The following is a 23,700-nucleotide window of genomic DNA, read 5'->3' as shown; positions in this document are numbered from 1 at the left end:
CGGGCGTGGTGGCCACGCTGACCGGGGTGGGCGTCGGGCCGGGCGACCCCGAGCTGCTCACCGTCAAGGCGGTCCGGGTGCTGCGCGAGGCCGACGTGGTGTTCGTACCCGTGCTGGACCGGCACGCCGCGGACGCCGACGCGGCCCCCGGCCGGGCCGAGACCACCGTGCGCGCGCACCTGGCCGCGGCCCGGCTGCGCCGGCTGCCGTTCGCCCTCGACGACCGGGGCGGGGTGACCGCCCGCCGGCGACGGGCCTGGGACGAGGCCGCCCGCACGGTGGCCGCCGCGGTGGACGGCGGCGCCCGCGCGATCGCCTTCGCCACCATCGGCGACCCGAACGTCTACTCCACCTTCGGCTACCTGGCCGAAGGGGTCCGGGCGCTACGCCCGACGGTCGAGGTGCGCACGGTGCCCGGCGTCACCGCGATGCAGGACCTCGCCGCGCGCAGCGGCGTGCCGCTCTGCGCGGGGCGCGAGCCGCTGACCCTGCTGCCGGCCACCGCCGGCCTGGCGCTCTTCGAGGACGCCCTGGCCGGGCCGGGCACGGTGGTCGCCTACAAGGGCTGGCGCCGGCACCCGGAGCTGGTCGCCGCGCTGCGCCGGCACGACCGCCTCGCCGACGCCGTGCTGGGCCGGGGCCTCGGCCTGCCCGACGAACGGATCGGCCCGGTCACCGCCGACGAGGACGACCTGCCGTACCTGTCGACGCTGCTCGTCCCGGCCCGCCGGGACGGTCGGGGAGGAAAGCTGTGACCAGCCAGCACGCCAGCGCCCCGACGGGAACCGTCTGGTTCGTCGGCGCCGGCCCGGGCGCCGCGGACCTGCTGACCCTGCGGGCCGCCCGGGTCATCGGCGCCGCCGACATCGTGATCTGGGCGGCCAGCCTGGTGCACGCCGACGTGCTCGAGCACGCCCGGCCCGGCGCCGAGATCGTCGACTCCGCGCAGCTGCCGATCGAGGGGGTGTTGCCGCTGTACCGGCGGGCCGCCGCCGAGGGGCTGACCGTGGCCCGGATCCACTCCGGCGACCCGGCGCTCTGGGGCGCGGTGCAGGAGCAGCTCGACCTGTGCCGGGCGCTCGGCCTGGCGGTGGAGATCGTGCCCGGGGTGTCGTCGTTCACCGCGGTCGCCGCGATCGTCGGCCGGGAACTCACCATCCCCGAGGTGGCCCAGTCGGTCATCCTCACCCGCCTCGAAGGCGGCAAGACCCCCATGCCGGCGGGGGAGCGGGTCCGCGACTTCGCCCGCCACGGCACCACCATGGCGCTCTTCCTCTCCGCCGCCCGCTCCGGGCAGGTGCAGGCCGAGCTGCTGGCGGGCGGCTACCCGGCGGACACCCCGGCGGTCGTCGCCTACCAGGCGACCTGGCCGGACGAGCTGGTGGTGCGCTGCACGGTCGGCACCCTGGCGGCGACGGTCAAGGCGCACAAGCTCTGGAAGCACACGCTCTTCCTGGTCGGACCGGCGCTCGCCGCGAGCGGCACCCGCTCGCACCTCTACCACCCCGGGCACTTCCACACCTTCCGCCGGGCCGAGCCCGCCGCCCGCGCCGAGCTGCGCCGGGCCCGCGCTGGGGACGGCGACGACCCGGCCGGCGGGCCGGAATGACGTACGCCGAGCCGCCGCTGCGCGAGCCGGATCTGCCGCGTACCGCCAAGGTCCGGCCCACCGCGCTGCGCACCGGCTGGACCACCGGGGCCTGCGCCACCGCGGCGGCGAAGGCGGCGTTGACCGCGCTGGTCTCCGGCGAGCGGCAGCGGGAGGTGGAGATCGGGCTGCCCGCCGGGCGCCGGGTCAGCTTCCCGGTCGCCCGCTGCGAGCTGACCCCCGGCCCGCCCGCCCGAGCCGAGGCGGTGGTCGTCAAGGACGCCGGTGACGACCCGGACGTCACCCACGGCGCCGAGCTGACCGCGACCGTGCACTGGGGCGCGGGCCCCGGACTGCGCCTGGCCGGCGGCCCCGGCGTCGGCACCGTCACCAAGCCCGGCCTGGGCCTGGCGGTCGGCGGGCCGGCGATCAACGATACCCCACGGCAGATGATCAGCGCGGCGGTGGCCGAGGTGGTCGACCTGACCAAGGTCGGCGTGCGGGTGGTGATCAGCGTGCCGGGCGGCGAGATCATGGCGCGCAAGACCACCAACCGGCGACTCGGCATCGTCGGCGGCATCTCGATCCTCGGCACCACCGGGATCGTCCGGCCGTTCTCCACCGCCTCCTGGCGGGCCAGCGTCGTGCAGGCGGTGCACGTGATGGCCGCCCAGGGGGAGCGGACCGTGGTGCTCTGCACCGGCGGGCGTACCGAGCGGGCCGCGCGGGCGCTGCTGCCCGAGCTGCCCGAGGTCTGCTTCGTCGAGGTCGGCGACTTCACCGGCGCGGCGGTCACCGCCGCCGTCGCCGACGGGCTGACCGGGGTGGTCTTCGTCGGGATGGCCGGCAAGCTGGCCAAGCTCGCCGCTGGCGTGCTGATGACCCACTACACCCGCTCCAAGGTGGACCTCTCCCTGCTCGGGGCGGTCACCGCCGAGGCCGGCGGTGGGCCCGAGCTGGTCGCCGCGGTCACCGAGGCGAACACCGGCCGGCACGCGTACGAGCTGTGGGACGCCGCCGGGCTGCTCACCCCCGCCGGGGACCTGCTCTGCCGACGGGTCCGCGCGGTGCTGCGCCGCTTCGCCGAGAGCGAGGTGGCCGTCGACGTGGCGATGGTCGACTTCGCCGGCTCCCGGGTGGTCGCCTCCTCGGGCCGGTGGGCGGCATGACCGATCCGTCGCGCCCGCTCGCCGACCCGACCGCCGGATCCCCCGGCGGGCCGGCCCGGGGCGGGGTGACCGTCGTCGGGATCGACGCCGGTGGGCGCCCGGCGATCCCGGGGTTGGTCGAGGCCCTGGCCGGGGCGGGACTGGTGCTCGGTGCTGCCCGGCACCTCGCCGTGGCGCCGCTGCCGCACGGCTGCGCCACCGTCGTCCTGGGGCCGCTCGCCCCCGCGCTCGACCGGCTCCTCGCCGCCGTCGCCGCCGGAACCCCCGCCGTGGTGCTGGCCAGCGGCGACCCCGGCTTCTTCGGCATCGTCCGCCGGTTGCGCGCCGCCGGACTGCGTCCGCGGGTGCTGCCGGCGGTCTCCAGCGTCGCCGCGGCGTTCGCCCGGGCCGGCCGGCCATGGGACGACGCGGTCGTGGTCAGCGCGCACGGCCGCGACCCCCGGCCGGCGCTGAACGCTTGTCGGGCGCTGCCGGCGGTCGCGGTGCTCACCGCGCCCGGCGCCGGCGCGGCCGAGATCGGCGCCGGACTGGCCGGTTGGTCCCGCCGGCTGGTGGTGGCCGAGCACCTGGGCACCGACGCCGAGCGGGTTACCGAGACCACCCCGGCCGCGGCCGCCGCGCGCAGCTGGGCCGACCCGCACGTCCTGCTCTGCCTCGCCGACGCGGCCGGGCCGTCCGCCCCCGACGGCGGCGCGAGCGGGATGCGGTGGGACAACCAACCGGCCGCGCCCCCGTCCGGCGGCTGGGCGTTGCCGGAGAGCGCCTACGCGCATCGCGACTCGATGATCACCAAGTCGGAGGTACGCGCCCTGGCGGTGGCCCGGCTGCGGCCCCGGCTCGGCCGGCTGGTCTGGGACGTCGGCGCGGGCAGCGGGTCGGTCGGCATCGAGTGTGCGCTGCTCGGCGCCGCCGTGATCGCCGTCGAGCACGATTCCCGGGCGGTCGCGCAGATCCGGGCCAACGCCGCGGCGCACGCCGTGGAGCTTCGGGTGGTCGCCGGCCACGCCCCCGCGGCCCTCGACGACCTGCCCGACCCGGACGCGGTCTTCCTCGGCGGGGGCGGAGCGGAGGCGCTCGCCGCCGTGGCGCGCCGCGGCCCGCGACGGGTGGTGCTCACGCTCGCCGCCGTCGACCGGGTCGGCCCGGCCGTCGGGCTGCTCCGCGACGCCGGCTACACCGTCGAGGGCAGCCAGCTCTCCGCCGCCCGGCTGGCCGATCTGCCGGGCGGCTCGATCCGACTCGCGGCCACCAACCCGGTGGTCGTCCTCACCGGGGAGCGCCCGTGACCGACACCAGCACCGACCCGTCCGCCGGGTCCGCGACGCCGCTCGCCGGGCCCGGCCCGGCGGACCGGCTCGACGCGGCGCCCCCTCCGCCGGCCCGGATCGGGCTGGTCGCCGCCACCGCGGCCGGTCGCCGGCACGCCGCGGTGCTCGCCGGCGCCTGGCCCGAGGCCCGCCTCGTGCCCGGCGAGACCGTCGCCCACGCGCTGCGGACCGCCTGGACCGACTGCGACGCCGTGGTGGCGTTCCTGGCCACCGGGGCGGTGGTGCGGATCCTCGCCCCGCTGCTCCGCGAGAAGCACACCGACCCGGCCGTGGTGGTGGTCGACGAGACGGCCCGGCACGCGATCGCGCTGCTCGGCGGGCACGCCGGCGGCGGCAACGCCCTCGCCGCCCGGGTCGGCGCGCTGCTCGACGCCGACCCGGTCGTCACCACCGCCACCGACTCGGCCGGCCTGCCCGGGCTGGACACCCTCGGCTGGCCGGTCGAGGGCGCGGTCGCGGCCGTCTCCCGGGCCATCCTCGATGGCGAATCCGTCCGGCTGGTCGCCGACGCGACCTGGCCGCTGCCCGCCCTGCCGGACAACGTCCACCCGGGCCCCGGTCCGGACGCCGGATACCGGCTGCTGGTCACCGACCGGATCGTGCCGCTCGACGGGCGGACCGTGGTGCTGCGTCCGCCGTCGCTGGTGGCCGGCGTCGGGGCCAGCCGGGGAGTGCCCGCCGGCGAGGTGCGCGAGCTGCTGCACCGGACGCTCGCCGACGCCGGGCTCAGCCCGGCCAGCCTGCGCTGCCTGGCCAGCGCCGACGTCAAGGCCAACGAGGCGGGCATCGTGGCGACCGCGCAGGCGCTCGGCGTACCACTGGTGACCCGGCCGGCGGCGGAGCTGGCGGCGGTCGACGTGCCGCACCCCAGCGAGGTGGTCCGCGCGGCGGTCGGCACGCCCAGCGTCGCGGAGGCCGCCGCGCTGCTCGGGGTGACCGGTCGGTCCGCCGACGCGCGGCTGCTGGTACCGAAGACCGCCTCGGCGATGGCCACGGTGGCGGTCGCCCGGCACGCCCCGCGCGGCCGGCTGGCCCTCGTCGGGCTCGGCCCCGGCGCGCCCGACCTGCGTACCCCGCGCGCGGTCGCCGAGCTGCGCCGCGCGGCCGTGGTGGTCGGCCTGAACCAGTACGTCGACCAGGTGCGCGACGTGCTCCGCCCGGGCACCCGGATCCTGGCCACCGGGCTCGGCGCGGAGCAGGCCCGAGCCCGGGCCGCGGTGGCCGAGGCCGCCGCCGGGCGGGCGGTGGCGCTGGTCGGCTCCGGCGACGCCGGGGTGTACGCGATGGCCAGCCCCGCCCTGGAGTACGCCGACGAGCGGATCGACGTCATCGGCGTGCCCGGGGTGACCGCCGCGCTGGCCGCCGGCGCGCTGCTCGGCGCGCCGCTCGGGCACGACCACGTCTACCTGAGCCTCTCCGACCTGCACACCCCGTGGGAGGTCATCGCGCGTCGGCTGACCGCCGCCGCCGAGGGCGATCTCGTGGTGCTGCTCTACAACCCGCGCAGCCGGGCCCGGGACTGGCAACTCGACGCCGCGCTGGCCATCCTCGGCGGGCACCGTCCACCGTCGACGCCGGTCGGCGTGGTGCGCAACGCCAGCCGCCCCGGCGAGCGCGTGCACCTGGCCACGCTGGCCGACTTCGATCCGACGGTGGTCGACATGTACAGCGTCGTGGTGGTGGGCAACAGCGACACCCGGCTGGTCGCCGGCCGGATGGTCACCCCGAGGGGGTACCGGTGGCGCTCGTGACCATCGGGCCCTGCCAGGGCTGCGGCGCCTGCCTGCTCACCTGCCCGACCCACGCGATCCGGCCGGTCCCCGGCGGCCTGGAGGTACGCCCCGACCGGTGCACCGGCTGCCTGGAATGCCTGGAGATCTGCCCGGTGGACGCCATCCGCGTCACCGAACCCACCACCTGTGGAGGAGTCCGATGAGTACCGCCCCCGTGAGCACCGCACCACCGGTCGGCCGGTGGAGCCGCGCCGAGCGGGCCCGCCTCGGCGGGATCGTCCTCGCCGTCGCCGTGCTGCACGTCGCCGGCTGGAGCCTCTACCTGTACTGGAACAACCAGCCGGTGGCCGCCGGCGGCCTGGCCGGCGCGGGCGCCCTGGCGTACGTGCTGGGCGTGCGGCACGCCTTCGACGCCGACCACATCGCCGCGATCGACGACACCACCCGGCTGATGCTGCTGCGCGGCCGGCGCCCGGTCGGGGTGGGCTTCTTCTTCGCCCTCGGGCACAGCGCGGTGGTGCTGCTGCTGGCCCTGATCGTCGGGCTGGCCTCGGCCAACCTCACCGGCCCGCGCCTGGCCGGGGTACGCGAGCTCGGCGCCACCGTCGCGATCGTCACCGCCACCGCGTTCCTGGCCCTGGTCGCGCTGCTCAACGCCGCGGTGCTGGCCGGGCTGGCCCGGCTCTGGCGCCGACTGCGCCACGGCGAGCTGGACGAGCGGGAACTCGACCTGCACCTGCTCAACCGCGGCCTGGTGCAGCGGGTGCTGGGCTCGCGGGCCCGTTCGCTGGTCCGCTCCTCCTGGCACATGGCGCCGGTCGGGTTCCTCTTCGGCCTGGGCCTGGAGACGGCCAGCGAGGTGACCCTGCTCGCGCTGTCGGCGAGCACCGCCGCGGCCGGCGGTCTGCCGGTGCTGGCCCTGCTCACGCTGCCGCTGCTCTTCGCCGCCGGGATGTCCGCCATGGACACCGCGGACAGCCTGCTGATGAGCCGGGCGTACTCGTGGGCGTACCGGCACCCGGCGCGGCGGCTCTACTACAACCTCGCCACCACGACGATGACGGTGCTGGTCGGTGCCGTGGTGGCCAGCGTGTACGCCGCCGGCCTGCTGGTCGACCACCTCGGCGTGCGGTTCCTCGCCGGCTACGCCGGGGTCGCCGACCACTTCGAGCAGCTCGGTTACGTGGTGGTCGTGCTTTTCCTGGCCTCCTGGGCGGGCGCGGTGGCGCTGTGGAAGCTGCGCGGCTACGACCGCCGCTACGGCGCGGCTGCGCCGACGGCCGAGACCGGGGCGGCCGGCGCGCCCACCGGTCAGCTGGCCGGCTCCGGGGATGCGGCGGAGCGGACGCCGGCGCCGGGGGAGGGCCGGTGAGCCGCGCGGTGCATCCGATCGAGCAGCTGTCGTATGAGATCCTGCGTTCCCGGGTGGACCTGGGCCACCTGCCGCCGTTGACCCGTGCGGTCACCGAGCGGGTGGTGCACGCGAGCGCCGACCTCGACTACGTCACCGACCTGGCCTGCGACGAGGCGGCGCTGGCCGCCGGACTGGCCGCGCTGCGCGCCGGCGCGCCGCTGGTCACCGACGTGGCGATGGTCGCCGCGGGGATCACCGGCCGGGCGGCGGTCTGCCCGGTCGCCGAGCCGGCCGCCGCCGAACTGGCCCGCACGGCCGGCATCACCCGATCGGCCGCGGCGATGCGCATCGCCCGGGACCGGGTCGGCCAGGGCGCGGTCTGGGTGGTGGGCTGCGCCCCGACCGCGCTGACCGAACTGATCACATTGGACGCCCGGCCGGCCCTGGTCGTCGGCCTCCCGGTCGGTTTCGTGGGCGCTGCCGAGTCCAAGGAGGCGCTGCGCGACAGTGGCCTGCCGGCGGTCTCCAACCGGGGCGAGAAGGGCGGCTCGGCGGTCGCCGCCGCCGCGCTCAACGCCCTGCTCTACCGCGAGGAGCAGCAGTGACCGCACTGGTGGTCGTGGGGCACGGTACCCGCAGCGCGGCGGGCGTCGAGCAGTTCGCCACGCTCATCGAGCGGGTCCGACGGCGTTGCGCCGGCAGCGTGGCCCAGGTCGAGGGCGGCTTCATCGAACTGTCCCGCCCGCCGCTGACCGACGCGGTGGGCGCCCTGGTCGAGCACGGGCACCGCAGGTTGGTGGCGCTGCCGCTGGTGCTCACCGCGGCCGGGCACGGCAAGGGGGACATTCCCGCCGCGCTGGCCCGGGAGCAGGCCCGGCACCCCGGGCTCAGCTACGCCTACGGGCGGCCGCTCGGCCCGCACCCGCTGCTGCACGAGGTGCTCGAGCAGCGGATCGACGCGGCCCTCGCCGGCGGCGACCGGGCCGACACCTGGGTCGCGCTGATCGGCCGAGGCTCCACCGACCCGGATGCCAACGCCGAGGTGGCCAAGGTCGCCCGGCTGCTCTGGGAGGGGCGCGGCTACGCCGGCGTCGAGCCGGGCTTCGTCTCGCTCGCCGAACCGTCGGTGCCGGCGGTGCTGGAGCGGCTGCGTCGGCTCGGCGCGCGGCGGGTCGTGGTGGCGCCGTACTTCCTCTTCGCCGGCGTGCTGCCGGACCGGATCGCCGCGCAGGCGGCCGCCTACGCCGCCGCGCACCCGGAGGTCGACGTGCGGATGGCCGAGCTGATCGGCGACTGCGACCCGCTCGCGGACCTGGTGCTCGAGCGGTACGCCGAGGCGCTGCGCGGGGACATCCGGATGAACTGCGACACCTGCGCCTACCGGGTGCTGATGCCCGGCTTCGCCGACAAGGTCGGGCGACCGCAGACCCCGCATGACCACCCGGACGACCCGGTCGACGGTCACCACCATCACCACGGCCCGCAACACCACCACGACGGCACGCAGCACCACGACCACGGGCACCGGCACGGTGGCGGTCCGAGCCGGGGTGCGGTCGCGATCGTCGGGGGAGGGCCCGGCCCGGACGACCTGATCACCGTGCGGGGGCGAGCGCTGCTGGACGCCGCCGACGTGGTGGTGGTCGACCGGCTCGCCCCGCAGGGGCTGCTCACCGGGCTGCGCCCGGACGTGCTGGTGGTCGACGCGGCGAAGGTTCCGCGGGGACCGTCGATGGCGCAGGACGCCATCAACGACATCCTGGTCCGGCACGCCCGCGCCGGACGGCGGGTGGTCCGGCTCAAGGGCGGTGACCCGTACGTCTTCGGCCGCGGTCACGAGGAGGTGCAGGCCTGCGCCAAGGCCGGGGTGCCGGTGAGCGTGGTGCCCGGGGTCAGCAGCGCCCTCGCCGCGCCGGCGCTCGCCGGGGTGCCGGTGACCCACCGGGGGGTGGCGCACGAGTTCACCGTGGTCTCCGGGCACCTGCCGCCGGGGCACCCGGAGTCACTCGTGGACTGGGCGGCGCTGGGTCGGTCCCGGGGGACGGTGGTGCTGCTGATGGCGGTGGAGACCATCGACAAGATCGCCGTCGCGCTGATGGAGCACGGGCGGGCGCCGGACACCCCGGTGCTGGCGGTCCAGGACGCCGGGCAGGCCGACCAGCGGGCCGTAACGGGCCGGCTCGACGAGATCGGCGCGGTCGCCGGCCGGGCGGGTCTGCGACCGCCGAGCGTCTTCGTGGTCGGTCCGGTGGTCGCGCTGCGACCCCCGACGACGCCTCGGTGTTGATGGTGGGGAAGCGGACCAACCGGGTCGGTCAGCCGGTGACCGCCTGGGCCAGCGCGTAACCGGCGCTGGCCGCGGCCAGCCCGGCGGCCAGGCTGCCCAGCACGTTGACCAGGGCGGGCAGCCGGTCGCCGGCCCGGGCCAGCCGCAGCGTCTCGTAGCTGAGGGTGGACCAGGTGGTCAGCGCGCCGCAGAAGCCGGTGCCCACCAGCGCGCCGACCGCCGGGCTGGTCGGCAGCCCGGTGATCAGGCCGAGCACCAGTGACCCGAGCACGTTGACGGTCAGCGTGCCCCACGGGAAGGCCGAGCCGAACCGGGCCTGCACCGCCCGGTCGGTGAGGTAGCGCAGTGGTGCCCCGACGGCCGCGCCCAGCGCGACCAGCAGCGCGGTCACCGGGCCCGCCGATCCAGCAGCCGGCCGGTGAGGGCGTCGCCGCACCAGACGGCGCCCAGCGCCCCGAGCACCGTGGCCACCAGGTACGCCAGCGCCGTCGCCGGGGCACCGGCGGCGAGCGCCTGGTGCACGTCCACGGCGTAGGTGGAGAAGGTGGTGAAGCCGCCGAGCACGCCGACGCCGAGGAAGGGCCGGGCCAGCGGCGGCCCGCCGCCGCGCCGGCGCAGCCCCGCCATCAGCACGCCGATCAGCAGGCAGCCGACCAGGTTGATGCCGAAGGTCGCCCAGGGAAAGCCGGTCGGGCCGTGCGGGAAGGCCGCCTGGAGACCGGCGCGGGCCAGCGCGCCGAGCACCCCACCGGCGGCGATCGCGCCGAGCACCGCCGCCGGGTGCGCGGTCAGCTCCGATCGGTCGGCGGGCACCCGCAGGTCGACATCCGGGTCGACGCGCCGCCCCGCTGCTCCGCTCACCCGCCCCACCAGTCTCCGTCGCCGGCGGAGCCGGTCCCCGTCGTCTCTGTGAATCGTGCAGTGTCGTGCCCCGGACCTGCGTCGAATCGCCGGTCTGCCGGGGCACGACCGGCAAGATCGCGGGAGGCTCAGGATACGCCCGCGGGACGGGCCCGGATCAGCGGACCGCGACCACGGCGGCGTCCGCGCCGCCGCGCCAGAGGGTGCCGACCTCGGCGTACCCGGCGTCGGCCAGCGCCGCCAGGTGCCAGGAGACCGGCGGGTTCCACTCCGGACTGTGCCCGGTCGGGTAGATGGCCTGCCGGCGTTCGACCAGCGGGGCCAGGTCCGGGTCCGCCCCGGCCCGGTCCCACCAGTCCGACCAGGAGAGGACAGCGCCGGCGGCGTAGCGGGCGGCGCGGCGGGCCTGGGCCCGGGCGGTGAGCCGCTTGGTCAGCTCGGGCAGCGCATCGTCGGGCATGTGGTCGGCGTTGGCCAGGATGCCGCCCGGGCGCAGCACGTCGCGGATCTCGGCGTAGAGCCCGGCGAGGCGGTCGGCCGGCAGCCAGTGCAGGGCGGTGGCGGTCAGCACCGCGTCGTACTCCCGGTGGGGGAGCGTGGCCGACCAGTCGGTGTGGCTGAGGTCGGCGGTGACCACGGTGGCCCGGCCGGCGAGCGACGTGGCCGCGATGGCGAGCAGCGCCGGGTCGAGGTCGAGCAGGGTCACCTGCGCGTCGGGGAAGCGCGCGAGGGTGCGCAGCGAGATGGTGCCGGTGCCGCCGGCCAGGTCGAGCAGCCGTGGCGGTGCGCCGTCAGTGACCGTGTCGACCGCGTCGAGCAGGGTGGCGAAGCGTTGCTCCCGGTCCGGCAGGTAGGCCGCCTGCTGCCGGTCCCAGCTCTCCTGCCAAGCGTCGGCATCCGTGATGTAAGGAGTCATGAGGGTCAGGCTAGTTACGCAGCGAGCCGGCTGTCCAGCCTTGTTGCCAAGACTTTGCAATTAGGAGAGGATGGCAACGCGATGATCCCCAGTGGGGCCGGGGCGGCTGTCCCGGCCCCACTGGCATGCGCGGCGCTCAGGCCACCGTCGCCGGCTCCCGTCCCCGCTCCACCGGTCGGGCGGGCTCGCGGCGAGCCAGTCGCAGCGCCCCGAGCAGCACGACCAGGCCGACCAGGGTGAGCGCGGCACCCGCCCAGATCGGCGCGGTGTAGCCGAGCCCGGCGGCGATGGTCACCCCGCCGACCCACGCGCCGAGCGCGTTGCCGACGTTGAACGCGGCGATGTTCGCGCCCGAGGCCATGGTCGGCGCCTGGTGGGCGTACCGCATGATCCGCATCTGCAGCGGCGGGACGGTCGCGAAGCCGAAGCCGCCCATCAGCACCAGCGCGGCGACGGTCAGCGGCTTGCTGCCCGCGGTCAGCGCGAACGCCGCCAGCACCACGGTGAGCGCCGACAGCACGACGACCAGGGTGCGGGACAACTCCACGTCCGCCGCCCGACCGCCGAGCAGGTTGCCGGCGAAGAGTCCCACCCCGAAGAGCACCAGAAGCCAGGGCACCGTGCTCGAGGCGAACCCGCTGACCTCGGTGAGGGTGAAGGCGATGTAGGTGAAGGCGCCGAACATGCCACCGAAGCCGAGGATGGTGATCAGCAGCGAGAGCCAGACCTGGGGGTGGGCGAAGGCGCGCAGCTCGCCACGGAGCCCGCCGGCCGGCGCTCCGGCGGCGCCCGTCGCCCGGCCGGGGACGAGCAGGGCCAGGCCCGCCAGCGCCACCACGCCGATGCCGGTGATCGCCCAGAAGGTCGAACGCCAGCCGAAGTGCTGGCCGAGGAAGGTGCCGAACGGCACGCCGAGCACGTTGGCGATGGTCAGCCCGGCGAACATCATGGCGATCGCGCCGGCCCGCCGGGCCGGCGCTACCAACCCGGCGGCGACGACCGCGCCGATGCCGAAGAAGGCGCCGTGGCAGAGCGCGGCGACGATCCGCCCGGTCATCATCACCGCGTAGCTGTCGGCGACGGCGGAGAGCAGGTTGCCCACGATGAAGAGCACCATCAGGCCGAGCAGGACCTGCTTGCGCGGCAGCCGGGTGACGGCGGCGGTCAGGCCCACCCCGCCGATCGCCACGCTGAGCGCGTAGCCGGAGATCAGCCAGCCGGCCACCGGCTCGGAGACCGCGAAGTCGGCCGCCACCTCGGGCAGCAGACCCATGATCACGAACTCGGTGAGCCCGATGCCGAAGGCGCCGATGGCCAGCGCGAGCAGGCCGGCGGGCAGGGACTGGTTACGTACGGACATGGTCTTCCCGTCGGGGAGGGGGCAGATGGCAAGCGTGTGCAACTACACGCGTCGGCAACGAGATAGTTGCACGCGCTCTATACCGGCGCAAGCGTGGTAGCCTGGGCGGCGATCCGGATCACTGGAGGAGGCGGCATGGGCATCGCGGACGACGCGGTGGAGGTCCGCGCGCAGGGCTGGCGCACCCTCGCCGCACTGCACGGGCTCATCGAGACCGCCCTGGAGCGCGCGCTGCAGGCCGACCACGACCTCTCCGTGGTCGAGTACACCGTGCTGGACGCGCTGTCCCGGCAGGACGGCTGGCACATGCGGATGCGCCAGCTCGCCCGGGCCGCCGCGCTCTCCGGCAGCGCCACCACCCGGCTGGTGACCCGCCTCGAGGAGCGCGGACTGCTCACCCGGATCCTCTGCGCCGACGACCGCCGCGGCATCTACACCGAGCTGACCCCGGCCGGCTCCGAGCTGCTGACCCGGGCCCGGCCGACTCACGACCGGGTGCTGGCCGGGGCGCTGGCCGAGGCCGAGGCCACCCCGGAGCTCGCGCCCCTGGTCGACGCGCTGCACCGGCTGCCCGCCGCCCGCTGACCGGCGCCCGCGCCGTGCGACGCGTCACCGCGCCCGCGGGTTGACCTCAACCCCGCTTCACCGTCGAGGCTGGTCGGGTCGACGAGCGAGGCGGAGGGCGACATGCGGAGAATCGAGGTGGCCGCGTTCGGCGGCCCGGAGGTGCTGGCGCTGACCGAGGCGCCGGAGCCGACCCCCGGCCCCGGCGAGGTCCTGGTCGAGGTGGCCGCGGCGGACGTGCTCTGGATCGAGACGGCCATCCGGCGCGGCGCGGCCGGCGACCACTTCCCGGTCGTCCCGCCGTACCGGCCGGGAGTCGGAGTGGCCGGCATCGTCGGCGCGGTCGGCGCCGGCGTCGACCCCGACTGGATCGGGCGCCGGGTGGTCACCCGCACCGACGAGCGCGGTGGCTACCTGGAACGCGCGGTGGCGCCGGTCGACGGCGTCGTCGTGGTACCCGACGGAGTCACCCTTGCCGACGCGGCCGCCCTGCTGCACGACGGCGTGACCGCGTTCGGGCTGCTCGACCTGGTGCCGGTACGCCCCGGCGACCAGGTCCTGGTCACCGCCGCGGCCGGTGGGCTGGGCGCCCTGTTGGTGCAGGAGGTGCGTGCGGCCGGCGGGTTCGTCGTCGCGGCGGCCCGGGGCGCGGCCAAGCGCGAGGCGCTGTACCGGCTCGGCGCGGACCTCGCGGTGGACTACGCCGAGCCGCGCTGGATCGAATCCGTCCGGGCAGCCACCGGCGGGGTGCACGTGGTCCTGGACGGCGCCGGCGGCGAGTACGGACGCGCGGTGTTCCCACTGGTCCGCCCGGGCGGCTGGTTCTCGGCGCACGGCGCACCCGCGGGCGGATTCGCCGTGCCCGACGGCGATGCGGCCCGGGACCGGGGCATCACCGTGCTCGGCATCGCCGACGTGCAGTTCAGCCCCGAGCGACGTCGCCGCTACCTGCGGGCCGCGCTCGACGCCGCCGCGGCCGGCCGGGTCCGGCCGCTGATCGGGCAGACGTATCCGCTGCACCGGGCCGCCGCCGCGCACGAGGCGATCGAGGACCGCTCGGCGATCGGCAAGACCCTGCTCACCGTCTGACCCGCTGTCCGTCGCCGCGGCCAACCCCGGGTGAGCGAGATACCTCAGCGGCATCAATATGACTCAGAGGTATACCGCTCGCGGCGGCACCCAGCTGCCCGGCGATACCAGGCCCGGCGACCCGGTGATAGCAGGCCCGGCCACCCGGCGGTGCCGGCCGGCCCGAGCCGGCGTACGGTACCCGGATCGGCGGGCGCGGAGCCGAGCGGCGCCCACCGTCGCCGTGCAGGAGGAACCGATGCAGGACCGCACCCCCCGTCCCGAAGAGCTGGATCCGATCGAGCGGGCCAGTGTCGACGAGCTGCGGGCGGTGCAGCGCGAGCGGCTGCGATGGTCGCTGCGGCACGCGTACGACAACGTTCCGCACTACCGCCGGGCGTTCGACGCCGCCGGGGTGCATCCGGACGACTGCCGCGACCTCGACGACCTGGCCCGGTTTCCGTTCACCAGCAAGGCAGAGCTGCGGGAGAACTACCCGTTCGGCATGTTCGCCGTGCCCCGGGAGCGGGTCGCCCGGCTGCACGCCTCCTCCGGCACCACCGGCCGCCCGACCGTGGTCGGCTACACCCGCGCCGATCTGGACACCTGGGCCCGCCTGATGGCCCGGTCGATCCGCGCGTCCGGTGGTCGCCCAGGCGACCGGGTGCACGTCGCGTACGGCTACGGCCTGTTCACCGGAGGGCTGGGCGCGCACTACGGCGCCGAGGAGCTGGGCTGCACCGTCATCCCCGTCTCCGGTGGCATGACCGAGCGGCAGGTGCTGCTGATCCGCGACTTCGAACCCGAGGTCATCATGGTCACCCCCAGCTACCTGCTCGCCATCCTCGACGAGATGGAGCGCCAGGGCATCGACCCGCGCACCACCTCGTTGCAGGTCGGCATCTTCGGCGCGGAACCGTGGACCGAGGACATGCGCCGGGAGATGGAGCAGCGCCTCGACATGCACGCGGTGGACATCTACGGACTCTCCGAGGTGATGGGCCCCGGGGTGGCCAACGAGTGCGTCGAGACCAAGGACGGGCTGCACCTGTGGGAGGACCACTTCTACCCGGAGATCATCGACCCGGCCACCGGCGCGGTGCTGCCCGACGGCGAGCGCGGTGAGCTGGTGCTCACCTCGCTGACCAAGGAGGCGATGCCGGTCGTCCGGTATCGCACCCGCGACCTGACCCGGCTGCTGCCGGGCACCGCCCGGCCGATGCGCCGGATCGAGAAGATCACCGGACGCTCCGACGACATGATGATCGTCCGTGGAGTGAACATCTTCCCGACCCAGATCGAGGAGCTGATCCTGCGTACCCCCGAGCTGTCCCCGCATTTCCAGTGCGTCCTCGACCGGCAGGGACGGATGGACACCCTGACGGTCCGGGTCGAGCGGCGGGCCGAGGTGACGCCCGAGGCCGCCGAGCGGGCCGGCGCCGCGCTGGTCGACCTGGTCAAGAACACCATCGGGGTGAGCGTCGCGGTCGAGGTGACCGCCCCTGCCGGGGTGGAGCGGTCGATGGGCAAGATGCGCCGGATCGTCGACCAGCGGCAGGCGAGCTGACGTGGGGCAGCAGCGCAACGCGGCGTACGACATGTTCGACGCCGACCTGGCCTCCCGCGGCCTCGGCATCGAGCTCGTCGAGGCGGCCGACGGGGCCGCGGTGGCCCGGATGCGGGTGACCGGGGCGATGCTCAACGGCCACGCCATCGCCCACGGCGGCTTCGTCTTCCTGCTCGCCGACACCGCCTTCGCCCTGGCCTGCAACAGCCGGGGGCCGGTCACCGTCGCGGCGGGTGGTGAGATCAGCTTCATCCGGCCGGTCCGGGCCGACGACGTGCTGACCGCCCGGGCCACCGAACGCACCCGGTACGGCCGCAGTGGCATCTACGACGTCACCGTCACCCGGGACGACGGCGAGGTGGTGGCCGAGTTCCGGGGGCGCAGCCGTACCCTCGGCGACGCCGACCGCACCCGGCCCGGCGGCGGACCGACGTCCGTGGGCTGATCCCGCCGGCCGCCGGGGCCGTCGGGGCGCAACCGTCCGGATAGGATCGACGGATGCGCGTCCTGGTGGTCTCCGCACCACTGATCGGTCACGCCTTCCCGCTGGTGCCGCTCGCCGTCGCGCTGCGCGACGCCGGGCACGACGTGCTCGTCGCCACCGGCGCCGACGGGCTTGCCGTCGGGAAGTCCGGGCTGCCGGTGCACGACGTCGCGCCGGGGTTCGACTTCGGTCGGATCGCCCGTGGCGTCTTCCTCCGCCACCCGCTGATCGCCCGGGCCGAGCTGGCCGGAACGGCCGGCACCCGGGGCGCCGGCCTGCTCTTCGGCGCGCTCAACGACCAGCTGGCCGACCCGGTGCTCACGCTCGCCACCGGGTGGAAGCCCGACCTGGTGCTGTACGAGCCGTTCGCGCCGGCCGGCGCCCTCGCCGCCGCCCGGCTCGGCGTGCCGGCGGTACGCCAGGAAAACGCGCTCTTCGACGGTCGGGAACCGCTTCGGGCCACCACCGCCCGGCTGGCCGGCACGCTGCGCCAGCACGGCCTGACCGAGCTGCCCGCACCGGCGGCCGCCATCGCCGTCGCACCGCCCAGCGTGCTGCGTCAGGACGGTTGGCCGATGCGGTACGCCTCCTACCTCGGTGGTGGCGAGTTGCCCGAATGGCTTCGGGAGCCCGGCGACCGACCCCGGGTGCTGGTCACCCGCAGCACCCTGACCGGCCCGGGCGACGCCGGGCCGATGCCCGCCGTGGCGGCCGCGGCGGCCCGGGTCGACGCCGAGTTCGTGCTGGTCCGGCCGGACCGGCGAACCGCTCGGCGGGCACTGCCCGGCAACGTGCGGACGGTCGACTGGATCCCGCTGCACGCCGCCCTGCCGGCAAGCGCGGCGCTGGTCCACCACGGCGGGGCGGGCAGTGTCTACGCCGCCCTGATCGCCGGTGTGCCGCAGCTCGCCACGCACGGGCCGGGCGACCGACGGCAGAACGCCGAGCTGGTGGCCCGCCGGGGTGCCGGCCTCGCCGTCGCACCCCGGGAGATCACCGCCGACACGCTCACCCGGCTGGTCACCGACCCCGCCCTGCGGGCTGCGGCGGCGGAGGTCAGCCAGGAGATCGCCGCGATGCCGGGGCCGGCGGAGCTGGTCGCCCGGCTCGAAGCGCTGCGCTGACCGGCCTGCGCCGGCGCCGGGCCCGTCCACCGCGACCCGCCTGCCGGGCTCCGGCCCGGCGAACCGGGAGCGCGGGTCAGGTAGGGCAGGATGGTCCGATGGCACACATCGCGCTGTTCCATTCCGTGTACGGGTTGCGGCCGGCCGTGCTGACCGCCGCCGACCGGTTGCGCGCCGCCGGGCACGAGGTGGCCACCCCCGACCTCTACGGCGTGCCGCCCGTCGACACTGTCGACGACGGGTTCGCGTTGCTGCAGAAGGTGGGCCGGGACGTGGTGCTGGAGCGGGCCCGGGTGGCGGTCGGGCAGCTGCCACCGGAGGCGGTGCTGGCCGGTTTCTCGATGGGCGCCGGGGTCGCCGGCGCGCTGCTCGCGGACCGCCCGAAGTCTGCCGGCCTGCTGCTCCTGCACGGCTCCGGTGGCTCGCCGGACGCGGTCCGGCCGGGTCTGCCCGTGCAGCTGCACCTCGCCGACCCCGACGTCTACGAGCCGCAGGACGAGCTCGACGAGTGGCGGCAGGCGATGACCGAGGCCGGCGCCGAGCTGGCGGTGCTGCGCTACCCGGGCGTCGGGCACCTCTTCACCGACCCGGACGTGCCCGACTACGACGCGGCGGCCGCCGACGCGACCTGGGCCCGCGCTCTGGCCTTCCTCGGCGAGCGCTGACACCGGGTCACGCTCAGGCAGCCGCCTCGGCCCGATGTCGCCATCGCCGCGGGGCCGTCCTGGCCGGGGCCGGTCGGCCGGGCGGATCCGGCCGAGGGCCGGCCGCGACGGAGACCACGGCGAGCCGGCGAGGCGCGGCCGGATGGCCGTCCCGCGCCGCGTTGGGCCGCCCCGGTGACGCCGCACCGGCGTGCCGCGACACCGTGCTCCCCGGTGCGTCGGGTGCGGGCGGCCCGGTCGCCGCTACCGACAGCGTCCGACCCGGCACCAGCGACAGGGACCTCGTCGGTGCCGACAGCGACCTGGCCGGCGGCGCCGACAGCGACCTCTTCGGCGGAACCGACGTCAGCTCGGGCGCTGGCCCGACCAGCGCCGGTGGGCTGTGCCCGGCGGCCGCGCCGACGCCCGCGGGCGGTGTCAGCCCCGGATCCGACCCGGCCCGGGTCAGTGGGGTCACCGCGGGCACCGGCCTGCTTCGGGTGATCGAGATCAACTCCGCTGCCGGCATGCTTCCGGTGGGCTGCTTCGACGCCGCCGACGGGATCTTCCGGACACGGTCCGGCTGCGGCGACCCGACGGGTGCCCTCCGGGCCGGCTGCGCCGACCCGACGGTTGCGTTCCGGTCCGGCTGCGCCGACCGGACGGCTGTGCTCCGGGTGCGCTCGGCCGGCGTCGCATCGGTCCGGTCCTCGCCGGAGGCCCGCCGGGGCGCGGGGCGGGTGACGACCGTCCGGTGCGCCGCTGGCACGCCGGCGCCCACCGGCGTGGCGTCGGCGACGCGGCGGGCGAAGACGCCCCGGACCCGCCGGGTCAGCCGGTCGGCGGCGAGTCGGCGCAGCGCCGGCGTGGCGATCGCGTACCCGCCGGCGGGGTGGGCGAGCAGGTGGCCGGCGTCGAGCAGCAGGGACAGCACCGGCCGCGCCCGGCCGGGCGCCCAGCCGAGCAGCCGCTCGACGGCCGCTTCGCTGAACCGGACGTCGAGGGTCGCGGCGGCCATCAGCGCGGCCCGCCGCTCACCGTCGAGCCGGTCCAGCTCCGTACCCACCGCCCGCCGGATCGCCTCGGGCACCGGCGGCGCCACCGGGTCCGCGCCGTCCACGAGGGACCGGACGTACGCCTGGGCGTGGCCGGGGTGGCCGCCGACCAGGGGGAGCAGCCGGTCGACCAGGCTCACCTGCTGACCGGCCCCGGTCAGCAGGTGGCGCAGCAACCGACCGGTCTGCACCGGGGCGAGCGGGCGTACCGGCACCCGGCAGCGCGGGTGCGCCGCCGGCAGCTCGTCGGCCCGGTCCTGGCCGTGCAGCGCGACGACCACCAGCGGCAGTTCCCGCGCCGCCGCCGCGGTGAAGAGCGCGTGCAGGAACCGGCCGACCGTCGGGGCGGCGCGGTCCAGGTCGTCCACCGCCACCACCACCGGCGTACGGGCGGCGAGGCGCAGCAGGACCTCCTGACACCAGGCCGCTCCCGCAGCGGTGTCGGCGGTGCCGTCCGGCGCGGCGAGCAACCGCTCCAGCGCGGGCAGCGCCACCGCCAGGCGGGACGGCGCCAACAGGCCCGCCAGCGTCGCGGCCAACCGTTCACGCAGCACCGCGGGTGGATCGTCGACGCCCGCGCCGGCCAGCCCGCGCAGCAGCTCCGCCACCGGGGCCATCGGCTGCTCCGGATACGGCGGGCAGGACGCCACGCACCAGCGCACCGGCGCCCCGTCGACCGCGCCGACCGCCCGGGTCAGCTCGTGCAGCAGCCGGCTGCGGCCACTGCCGGACGGTCCCACCACCGCCACCCAGCGCGGGCTGCGCTCACGTACCGCCCGGACGATCTGGTCCCGGACGGTGGCCAGCTCGCGGCGGCGGCCGACCAGCGGGCCGTCATGGCGCGGGGCGGGCGGCGTGGCCGGCCCGACCGCGTGCCAGACCGTCATCGGCGGCACCCGTCCGGGCACCGTCACCGGGGCGAGCCGGCGCTGGGTCACCAGCCCGGCGGTGGCCCGGTGGGTGACCGCGCAGAGGGCGACCGCCCCCGGCGGCGCGTACTCCTGCAACCGGGCGGCGGTGGTGATCACCGCGCCGCTGGCCGCGCCGTGGCCGCCACCGCGGGCGGCGGCCAGGTCGACCACCGCCTCCCCGGTGGCCACACCGACCCGGACCCGGATCGTGGTGCCGTCCAGCAACGGTCGCCCGTCCAGCGCCCGCTGGATATCCAGGCCGGCCCGGACCGCCCGGTAGGCGTCGAACCCGTCGGACTCCCGCGCGCCGAAGAGCGCCATGACCGCGTCGCCGATGTACTTCTCCACCACGCCGTGCCATCGGCGCAGCACCCGCGCCACGGTGTCGAAGTACGCCCGCTGCAGCGCCCGCACGTCCTCCGGGTCGAGCCGGTCCACCAGTGCGGTGGAGCCGACGATGTCGACGAACAGGACGGTGACCGTTCGTCTCTCCTCCGGCACCGGCCAGCGCACCGGCGGGACGCGCGGCGTGGTGGCGACGATGGTGGTCATGGGCATCGCACCTGCCCTTCCCCCCGTTGATAACTACGACCTCCGGAGATTGGCACCCCTGGGCCGACGGGGGATCGGTAGGACGACGTATGTCGGCCGCGCGCAACCTTTGGTCGCAATGTCGACGCGAGGAGTACCACATGCGGGATGTGGCCGTAGAACGGTGCGGGGGCATGTGATTAGGCTGCGTGCCATGGCCAGCGATGTGGACACTGCACCGCTCGTCGGCAGGGCCGACCTGGTGCAGGCGATCCGGGCCGCGCTGTTCGACGACGTCGCGCAGGGGCAAACGGCCGCCGTCTTCCTCAGCGGCGAGAGCGGCGTGGGCAAGACCCGGCTGCTGCGCGAGGTGGGTGCCCGGCTGCGGGACGCGGGCGCGGTGGTGCTCAACGGCTCCTGCCTGGACATCGGCGACGCCTCGCCGCTGCATCCGCTGCTGCAGGCGCTGCGGCGCTTCGACGCGGAGTTGTCCACCTCGCACGCCCGCACCTCCTCGGCGGTGCGTGGGCTGCTGCAGATGTTCGCCGACGAGACCGCCGGGCCGGACGGCGCGGGCGCGCTGCTGGAGCGGGTCTCCCGCGGGCTGCACCTGGTCGCCGAGGGCCGGCCGCTGGTGCTGATCCTCGACGACCTGCAGTGGGTCGACCGGAGCACCCGCCAGCTTCTGCTCTACCTGCTCGCCGGTCTCGGCGACCTCCAGCTCTCGGTGCTCGCCGCCGTCCGGGCCGAGTCGCTGCAGGGCGCGCACCCGCTGCGCCGGGTGCTCACCGAACTGCGCCGGCTGCGTTCGGTACGGGTGCTCGACCTCGCCCCGCTGGATCGTTCCGGCACCGAGCAGCTCGCCGCCGCGGTGGTCGGCCACCCGCTGCCCACCGAGGCCGCCGAGCAGGTCTGGCAGCGCAGCGGCGGCAACCCGTTCGTCATCGAGGAGCTGGCCCGCGACCTGCGCGACGGCCGGGACGGGCTCTCCGAGACCCTGCGGGAGATCTTCCTGGCCCGGGTCGACGCGCTGCCCCAGCACGCGCACGCGGTGGTGCACGCGGTCGCCGCCGGGGTGGAGCCGGTGGAGCACTGGTTGCTCGCCCGGGTGGTCCCGCTGCCCGAGCAGGAGCTCATCGAGGCGGTCCGGGCGGCCGTCGCGCACCGGCTGCTGGTCGGCGCCGACGACGGCTACCGGCTGCGGCACCGGCTCGTCGCCGAGGTGCTCGAACACGAGCTGCTGCCGGCCGAGCGTTCGGCGCTGCACCGCCGCTACGCCGAGGCGCTCACCTCAGCGGAGGCCGAGCTGCACCAGGCCCGGTTGGCCTACCACTGGCGGCGGGCCGGTGAGCCGGCCCGGGCGCTGCCGGCGGCGATGGCCGCGGCCCAGGAGGCGGAGCGGCTGCACGGCTTCGCCGAGGCCCACCGGCACTGGTCGGCGGCGCTGCAGCTGGCCGACAACCTGGCCGGTGGACCGCTCGCGGTGGACCGGGCCGAGCTGCTGGGACACGCCGCCGAGGCGGCCCACCACTGCGGCGAGCACGCCCGGGCGCTGGCCCTGCTGGAGGAGCTGGCCCGCATCGACGGAATGTCGACCTGCGCGCTGCACATCCGCCGGGCCCGCTACCTCGCCGCCGCCGGCCGCTCCGCGCTGGCCGAGGCGGAGTACCGGCTGGCCCTGGAGGCTGCCGACTGCTCACCCCGTGAACGGGCCACCGCCGCCGCCCACCTGGCCGAGCTGCTGCTGCACCTCGGCCGGTACGCCGACGCGGGCCTGCGGGCCCGGGAGGCGCTGGAGCTGGCCGACGCGGTGGACGGCTCCACCTCCGAGGTGGTGCTGGCCAGCGCGGCGCTGGGCTTCAGCGAGGCCTACCTGGAGGACCCGGACGCCGGCCTGGCGGTGATGCGGCAGGCGTTGGCGACCGCCGAGCGGGCCGGCCGTCCCGACGACGTGGCCTGCGCGTACCTGCACCTGGCGGAGCTGCTGACCGGCCCGCTGAACATCCTCGAGGAGGGGGTGGTGGTGGCCCGCCGGGGCGCCGAGCGGGTCGCCGAGTTGGGGCTGGGTCGCACCTACGAGACCCGGCTGCTGGCGATCGCCACCAACGGACTGTTCCGGGTGGGGCAGTGGGCCGAGGCGGAGAAGGTGGTCGCCGCGGCGCTGCGGCACCGCCCGTCCGGCGCCGACGCCGTCGAGCTGCTGCTGGCCCGCTGCCGGCTCTCGGTCGGCTACGGCGACATCGAGGCGGCCAACCGGGATCTCGACTCGGTGGCCACCGTGCTCGCCGGTGGCGGCGCCCGCCACGTGATCCCGCTGCTGACCCTGCGCGCCGGGCTGGCCATGTGGCAGGGGCGGCACGACCTCGCCCGGCAGGCCGTGCAGCGCGGCCTGACCGAGAGCCGCTCCGACGACGTGGCGATCCTCGCCGCGTTGGTCTGGCACGGGCTGCGGGCCGAGGCCGAGGCGCACGCCAGCCGGACGGTGGCGGTCGACGAGACGTCGGTGCGGCGGCTGCGTGACGTGGCCGAGCGGGTGGCCGGCAAGAGCGAGAAGGCCGCGGGTCCGGTCCGCAACGTCGTCGACGGCTTCCTGGCGCTCTGTGACGCCGAGGTGAGCCGGCTCGACGGCAGCGACCCGGAGCTGTGGGCCCGTTCGGTCACCGAGTGGGACCGGCGCAACCACCCCTACCCGGCGGCGTACTCCCGGCTGCGCCAGGCTGAGGCGCTGCTGGCCCGGCGCAGCCGGGTGGCGACCGCCGGCAAGCTGCTGCGCGAGGCGTACCAGGTGGCGCAGGGGCTCGGCGCGGTGCCGCTGACCTCGGAGATCAAGACGCTGGCCACCCGGGCCCGGGTGTCGTTGGAGCAGCCGGAGCAGCAGCGCGGCGGGCGGGACGCGGTGCAGGCCGCGCCGGCCGACGACGAGCTGGCGGTGCTCACCGCCCGGGAGCGGGAGGTGCTCGCCGCGGTGGCGGAGGGGCTGACCAACAAGGAGATCGGTCAGCGGCTCTTCATCAGCGAGCGGACCATCGGGGTGCACGTGTCGCACATCTTCGACAAGCTCCAGGTCCGCACCCGGGTACAGGCCAGCGCCATCCAGCTACGTAGCCGGCGCGGTTGAGGCCGCGCGCGCCCGTATACGTCGTTCTACTGATCCGG

20 protein-coding genes and 1 pseudogene are annotated in these 23,700 nt (G+C 76.2%); 16 read left to right on the top strand and 5 right to left on the bottom strand.

The window, feature by feature from the left end; translation table 11 throughout:
- Positions 1–5: 5 nt before the first annotated feature.
- The 9 genes and pseudogenes from cobI (at position 6) to cobA (ending at position 9,459) form a co-directional block, all read left to right on the top strand.
- Complete coding sequence (cobI, locus tag ACIP9D_RS01730) at positions 6–755, top strand: precorrin-2 C(20)-methyltransferase (RefSeq protein ID WP_350876494.1); 750 nt, start codon at positions 6–8, stop codon at positions 753–755.
- Complete coding sequence (gene cobM / locus ACIP9D_RS01725) at positions 752–1,609, top strand: precorrin-4 C(11)-methyltransferase (protein WP_350876373.1); 858 nt, start codon at positions 752–754, stop codon at positions 1,607–1,609. Before cobI ends, cobM begins: the two co-directional genes overlap by 4 nt.
- A complete protein-coding gene (locus tag ACIP9D_RS01720; RefSeq protein ID WP_350876371.1) occupies positions 1,606–2,757 on the top strand; it encodes a cobalt-precorrin-5B (C(1))-methyltransferase in 1,152 nt (383 codons plus the stop codon). The genes cobM and ACIP9D_RS01720 overlap by 4 nt, the downstream gene beginning before the upstream one ends.
- Positions 2,754–4,043, top strand: a complete 1,290-nt coding sequence (gene cbiE, locus ACIP9D_RS01715) for a precorrin-6y C5,15-methyltransferase (decarboxylating) subunit CbiE (RefSeq protein ID WP_350876369.1) — start codon at positions 2,754–2,756, stop codon at positions 4,041–4,043. The genes ACIP9D_RS01720 and cbiE overlap by 4 nt, the downstream gene beginning before the upstream one ends.
- A 98-nt stretch (positions 4,044–4,141) precedes the next feature.
- The gene (cobJ, locus tag ACIP9D_RS01710) at positions 4,142–5,836 is read left to right on the top strand and encodes a precorrin-3B C(17)-methyltransferase (protein WP_350876492.1); all 1,695 of its coding nucleotides are present in this window, start codon (positions 4,142–4,144) and stop codon (positions 5,834–5,836) included.
- Positions 5,824–6,047: pseudogene (locus tag ACIP9D_RS01705) on the top strand (DUF362 domain-containing protein); the annotation flags it as partial. The gene cobJ and the pseudogene ACIP9D_RS01705, both read left to right, overlap by 13 nt.
- Entirely contained in the window at positions 6,033–7,190 is a 1,158-nt protein-coding gene (locus ACIP9D_RS01700; protein WP_400449323.1) for a HoxN/HupN/NixA family nickel/cobalt transporter, read from the top strand. The pseudogene ACIP9D_RS01705 and the gene ACIP9D_RS01700, both read left to right, overlap by 15 nt.
- A complete protein-coding gene (locus tag ACIP9D_RS01695; protein ID WP_350876364.1) occupies positions 7,187–7,777 on the top strand; it encodes a precorrin-8X methylmutase in 591 nt (196 codons plus the stop codon). The genes ACIP9D_RS01700 and ACIP9D_RS01695 overlap by 4 nt, the downstream gene beginning before the upstream one ends.
- Positions 7,774–9,459, top strand: a complete 1,686-nt coding sequence (gene cobA, locus ACIP9D_RS01690) for a uroporphyrinogen-III C-methyltransferase (RefSeq protein WP_350876362.1) — start codon at positions 7,774–7,776, stop codon at positions 9,457–9,459. The genes ACIP9D_RS01695 and cobA overlap by 4 nt, the downstream gene beginning before the upstream one ends.
- Positions 9,460–9,487: 28 nt before the next feature.
- Here the strand turns inward: cobA and crcB are convergent, their stop codons facing one another.
- From crcB to ACIP9D_RS01670, 4 genes are all read right to left on the bottom strand, one after another.
- Positions 9,488–9,850: a fluoride efflux transporter CrcB gene (gene crcB, locus ACIP9D_RS01685; RefSeq protein ID WP_350876361.1), complete on the bottom strand. Its 363-nt coding sequence runs from the start codon at positions 9,848–9,850 to the stop codon at positions 9,488–9,490.
- Complete coding sequence (locus tag ACIP9D_RS01680) at positions 9,847–10,332, bottom strand: CrcB family protein (protein ID WP_350876490.1); 486 nt, start codon at positions 10,330–10,332, stop codon at positions 9,847–9,849. Before ACIP9D_RS01680 ends, crcB begins: the two co-directional genes overlap by 4 nt.
- Before the next feature lie 145 nt (positions 10,333–10,477).
- Positions 10,478–11,236, bottom strand: a complete 759-nt coding sequence (locus ACIP9D_RS01675; protein WP_350876359.1) for a class I SAM-dependent methyltransferase — start codon at positions 11,234–11,236, stop codon at positions 10,478–10,480.
- A gap of 136 nt (positions 11,237–11,372) precedes the next feature.
- Positions 11,373–12,596: an MFS transporter gene (locus ACIP9D_RS01670; RefSeq protein ID WP_350876357.1), complete on the bottom strand. Its 1,224-nt coding sequence runs from the start codon at positions 12,594–12,596 to the stop codon at positions 11,373–11,375.
- Positions 12,597–12,731: 135 nt separating this feature from the next.
- Between ACIP9D_RS01670 and ACIP9D_RS01665 the strand changes: the two genes are divergently transcribed.
- The 6 genes from ACIP9D_RS01665 (at position 12,732) to ACIP9D_RS01640 (ending at position 18,068) form a co-directional block, all read left to right on the top strand.
- Positions 12,732–13,181, top strand: coding sequence for a MarR family transcriptional regulator (locus tag ACIP9D_RS01665; RefSeq protein WP_350876355.1), 450 nt, complete (start codon positions 12,732–12,734; stop codon positions 13,179–13,181).
- Positions 13,182–13,283: 102 nt separating this feature from the next.
- Positions 13,284–14,249 (top strand): zinc-binding dehydrogenase, encoded by a 966-nt coding sequence (locus tag ACIP9D_RS01660; RefSeq protein ID WP_350876353.1) that lies wholly within the window; start codon positions 13,284–13,286, stop codon positions 14,247–14,249.
- 238 nt (positions 14,250–14,487) lie between these two features.
- Complete coding sequence (paaK, locus tag ACIP9D_RS01655; protein ID WP_350876351.1) at positions 14,488–15,795, top strand: phenylacetate--CoA ligase PaaK; 1,308 nt, start codon at positions 14,488–14,490, stop codon at positions 15,793–15,795.
- Positions 15,796–15,826: 31 nt separating this feature from the next.
- Positions 15,827–16,240 (top strand): hydroxyphenylacetyl-CoA thioesterase PaaI, encoded by a 414-nt coding sequence (paaI, locus tag ACIP9D_RS01650; RefSeq protein WP_350876488.1) that lies wholly within the window; start codon positions 15,827–15,829, stop codon positions 16,238–16,240.
- A gap of 53 nt (positions 16,241–16,293) precedes the next feature.
- A complete protein-coding gene (locus ACIP9D_RS01645) occupies positions 16,294–17,403 on the top strand; it encodes a nucleotide disphospho-sugar-binding domain-containing protein (protein WP_350876349.1) in 1,110 nt (369 codons plus the stop codon).
- A gap of 98 nt (positions 17,404–17,501) precedes the next feature.
- Positions 17,502–18,068, top strand: coding sequence for a dienelactone hydrolase family protein (locus ACIP9D_RS01640; protein ID WP_350876348.1), 567 nt, complete (start codon positions 17,502–17,504; stop codon positions 18,066–18,068).
- 13 nt (positions 18,069–18,081) lie between these two features.
- Here ACIP9D_RS01640 and ACIP9D_RS01635 read toward each other — a convergent pair whose 3' ends face one another.
- Positions 18,082–20,565 (bottom strand): AAA family ATPase, encoded by a 2,484-nt coding sequence (locus tag ACIP9D_RS01635; RefSeq protein ID WP_350876347.1) that lies wholly within the window; start codon positions 20,563–20,565, stop codon positions 18,082–18,084.
- Positions 20,566–20,758: 193 nt separating this feature from the next.
- Between ACIP9D_RS01635 and ACIP9D_RS01630 the strand changes: the two genes are divergently transcribed.
- Entirely contained in the window at positions 20,759–23,662 is a 2,904-nt protein-coding gene (locus tag ACIP9D_RS01630) for a BREX system ATP-binding domain-containing protein (protein WP_350876346.1), read from the top strand.
- Positions 23,663–23,700: the final 38 nt, after the last annotated feature.

The organism is Micromonospora sp. NPDC093243 (assembly GCF_044753725.1).
Taxonomy (GTDB): domain Bacteria; phylum Actinomycetota; class Actinomycetes; order Mycobacteriales; family Micromonosporaceae; genus Micromonospora.
The sequence above is the reverse complement of the archived record's forward strand: the minus strand, read 5'-3'. Positions and strand labels throughout refer to the sequence as shown.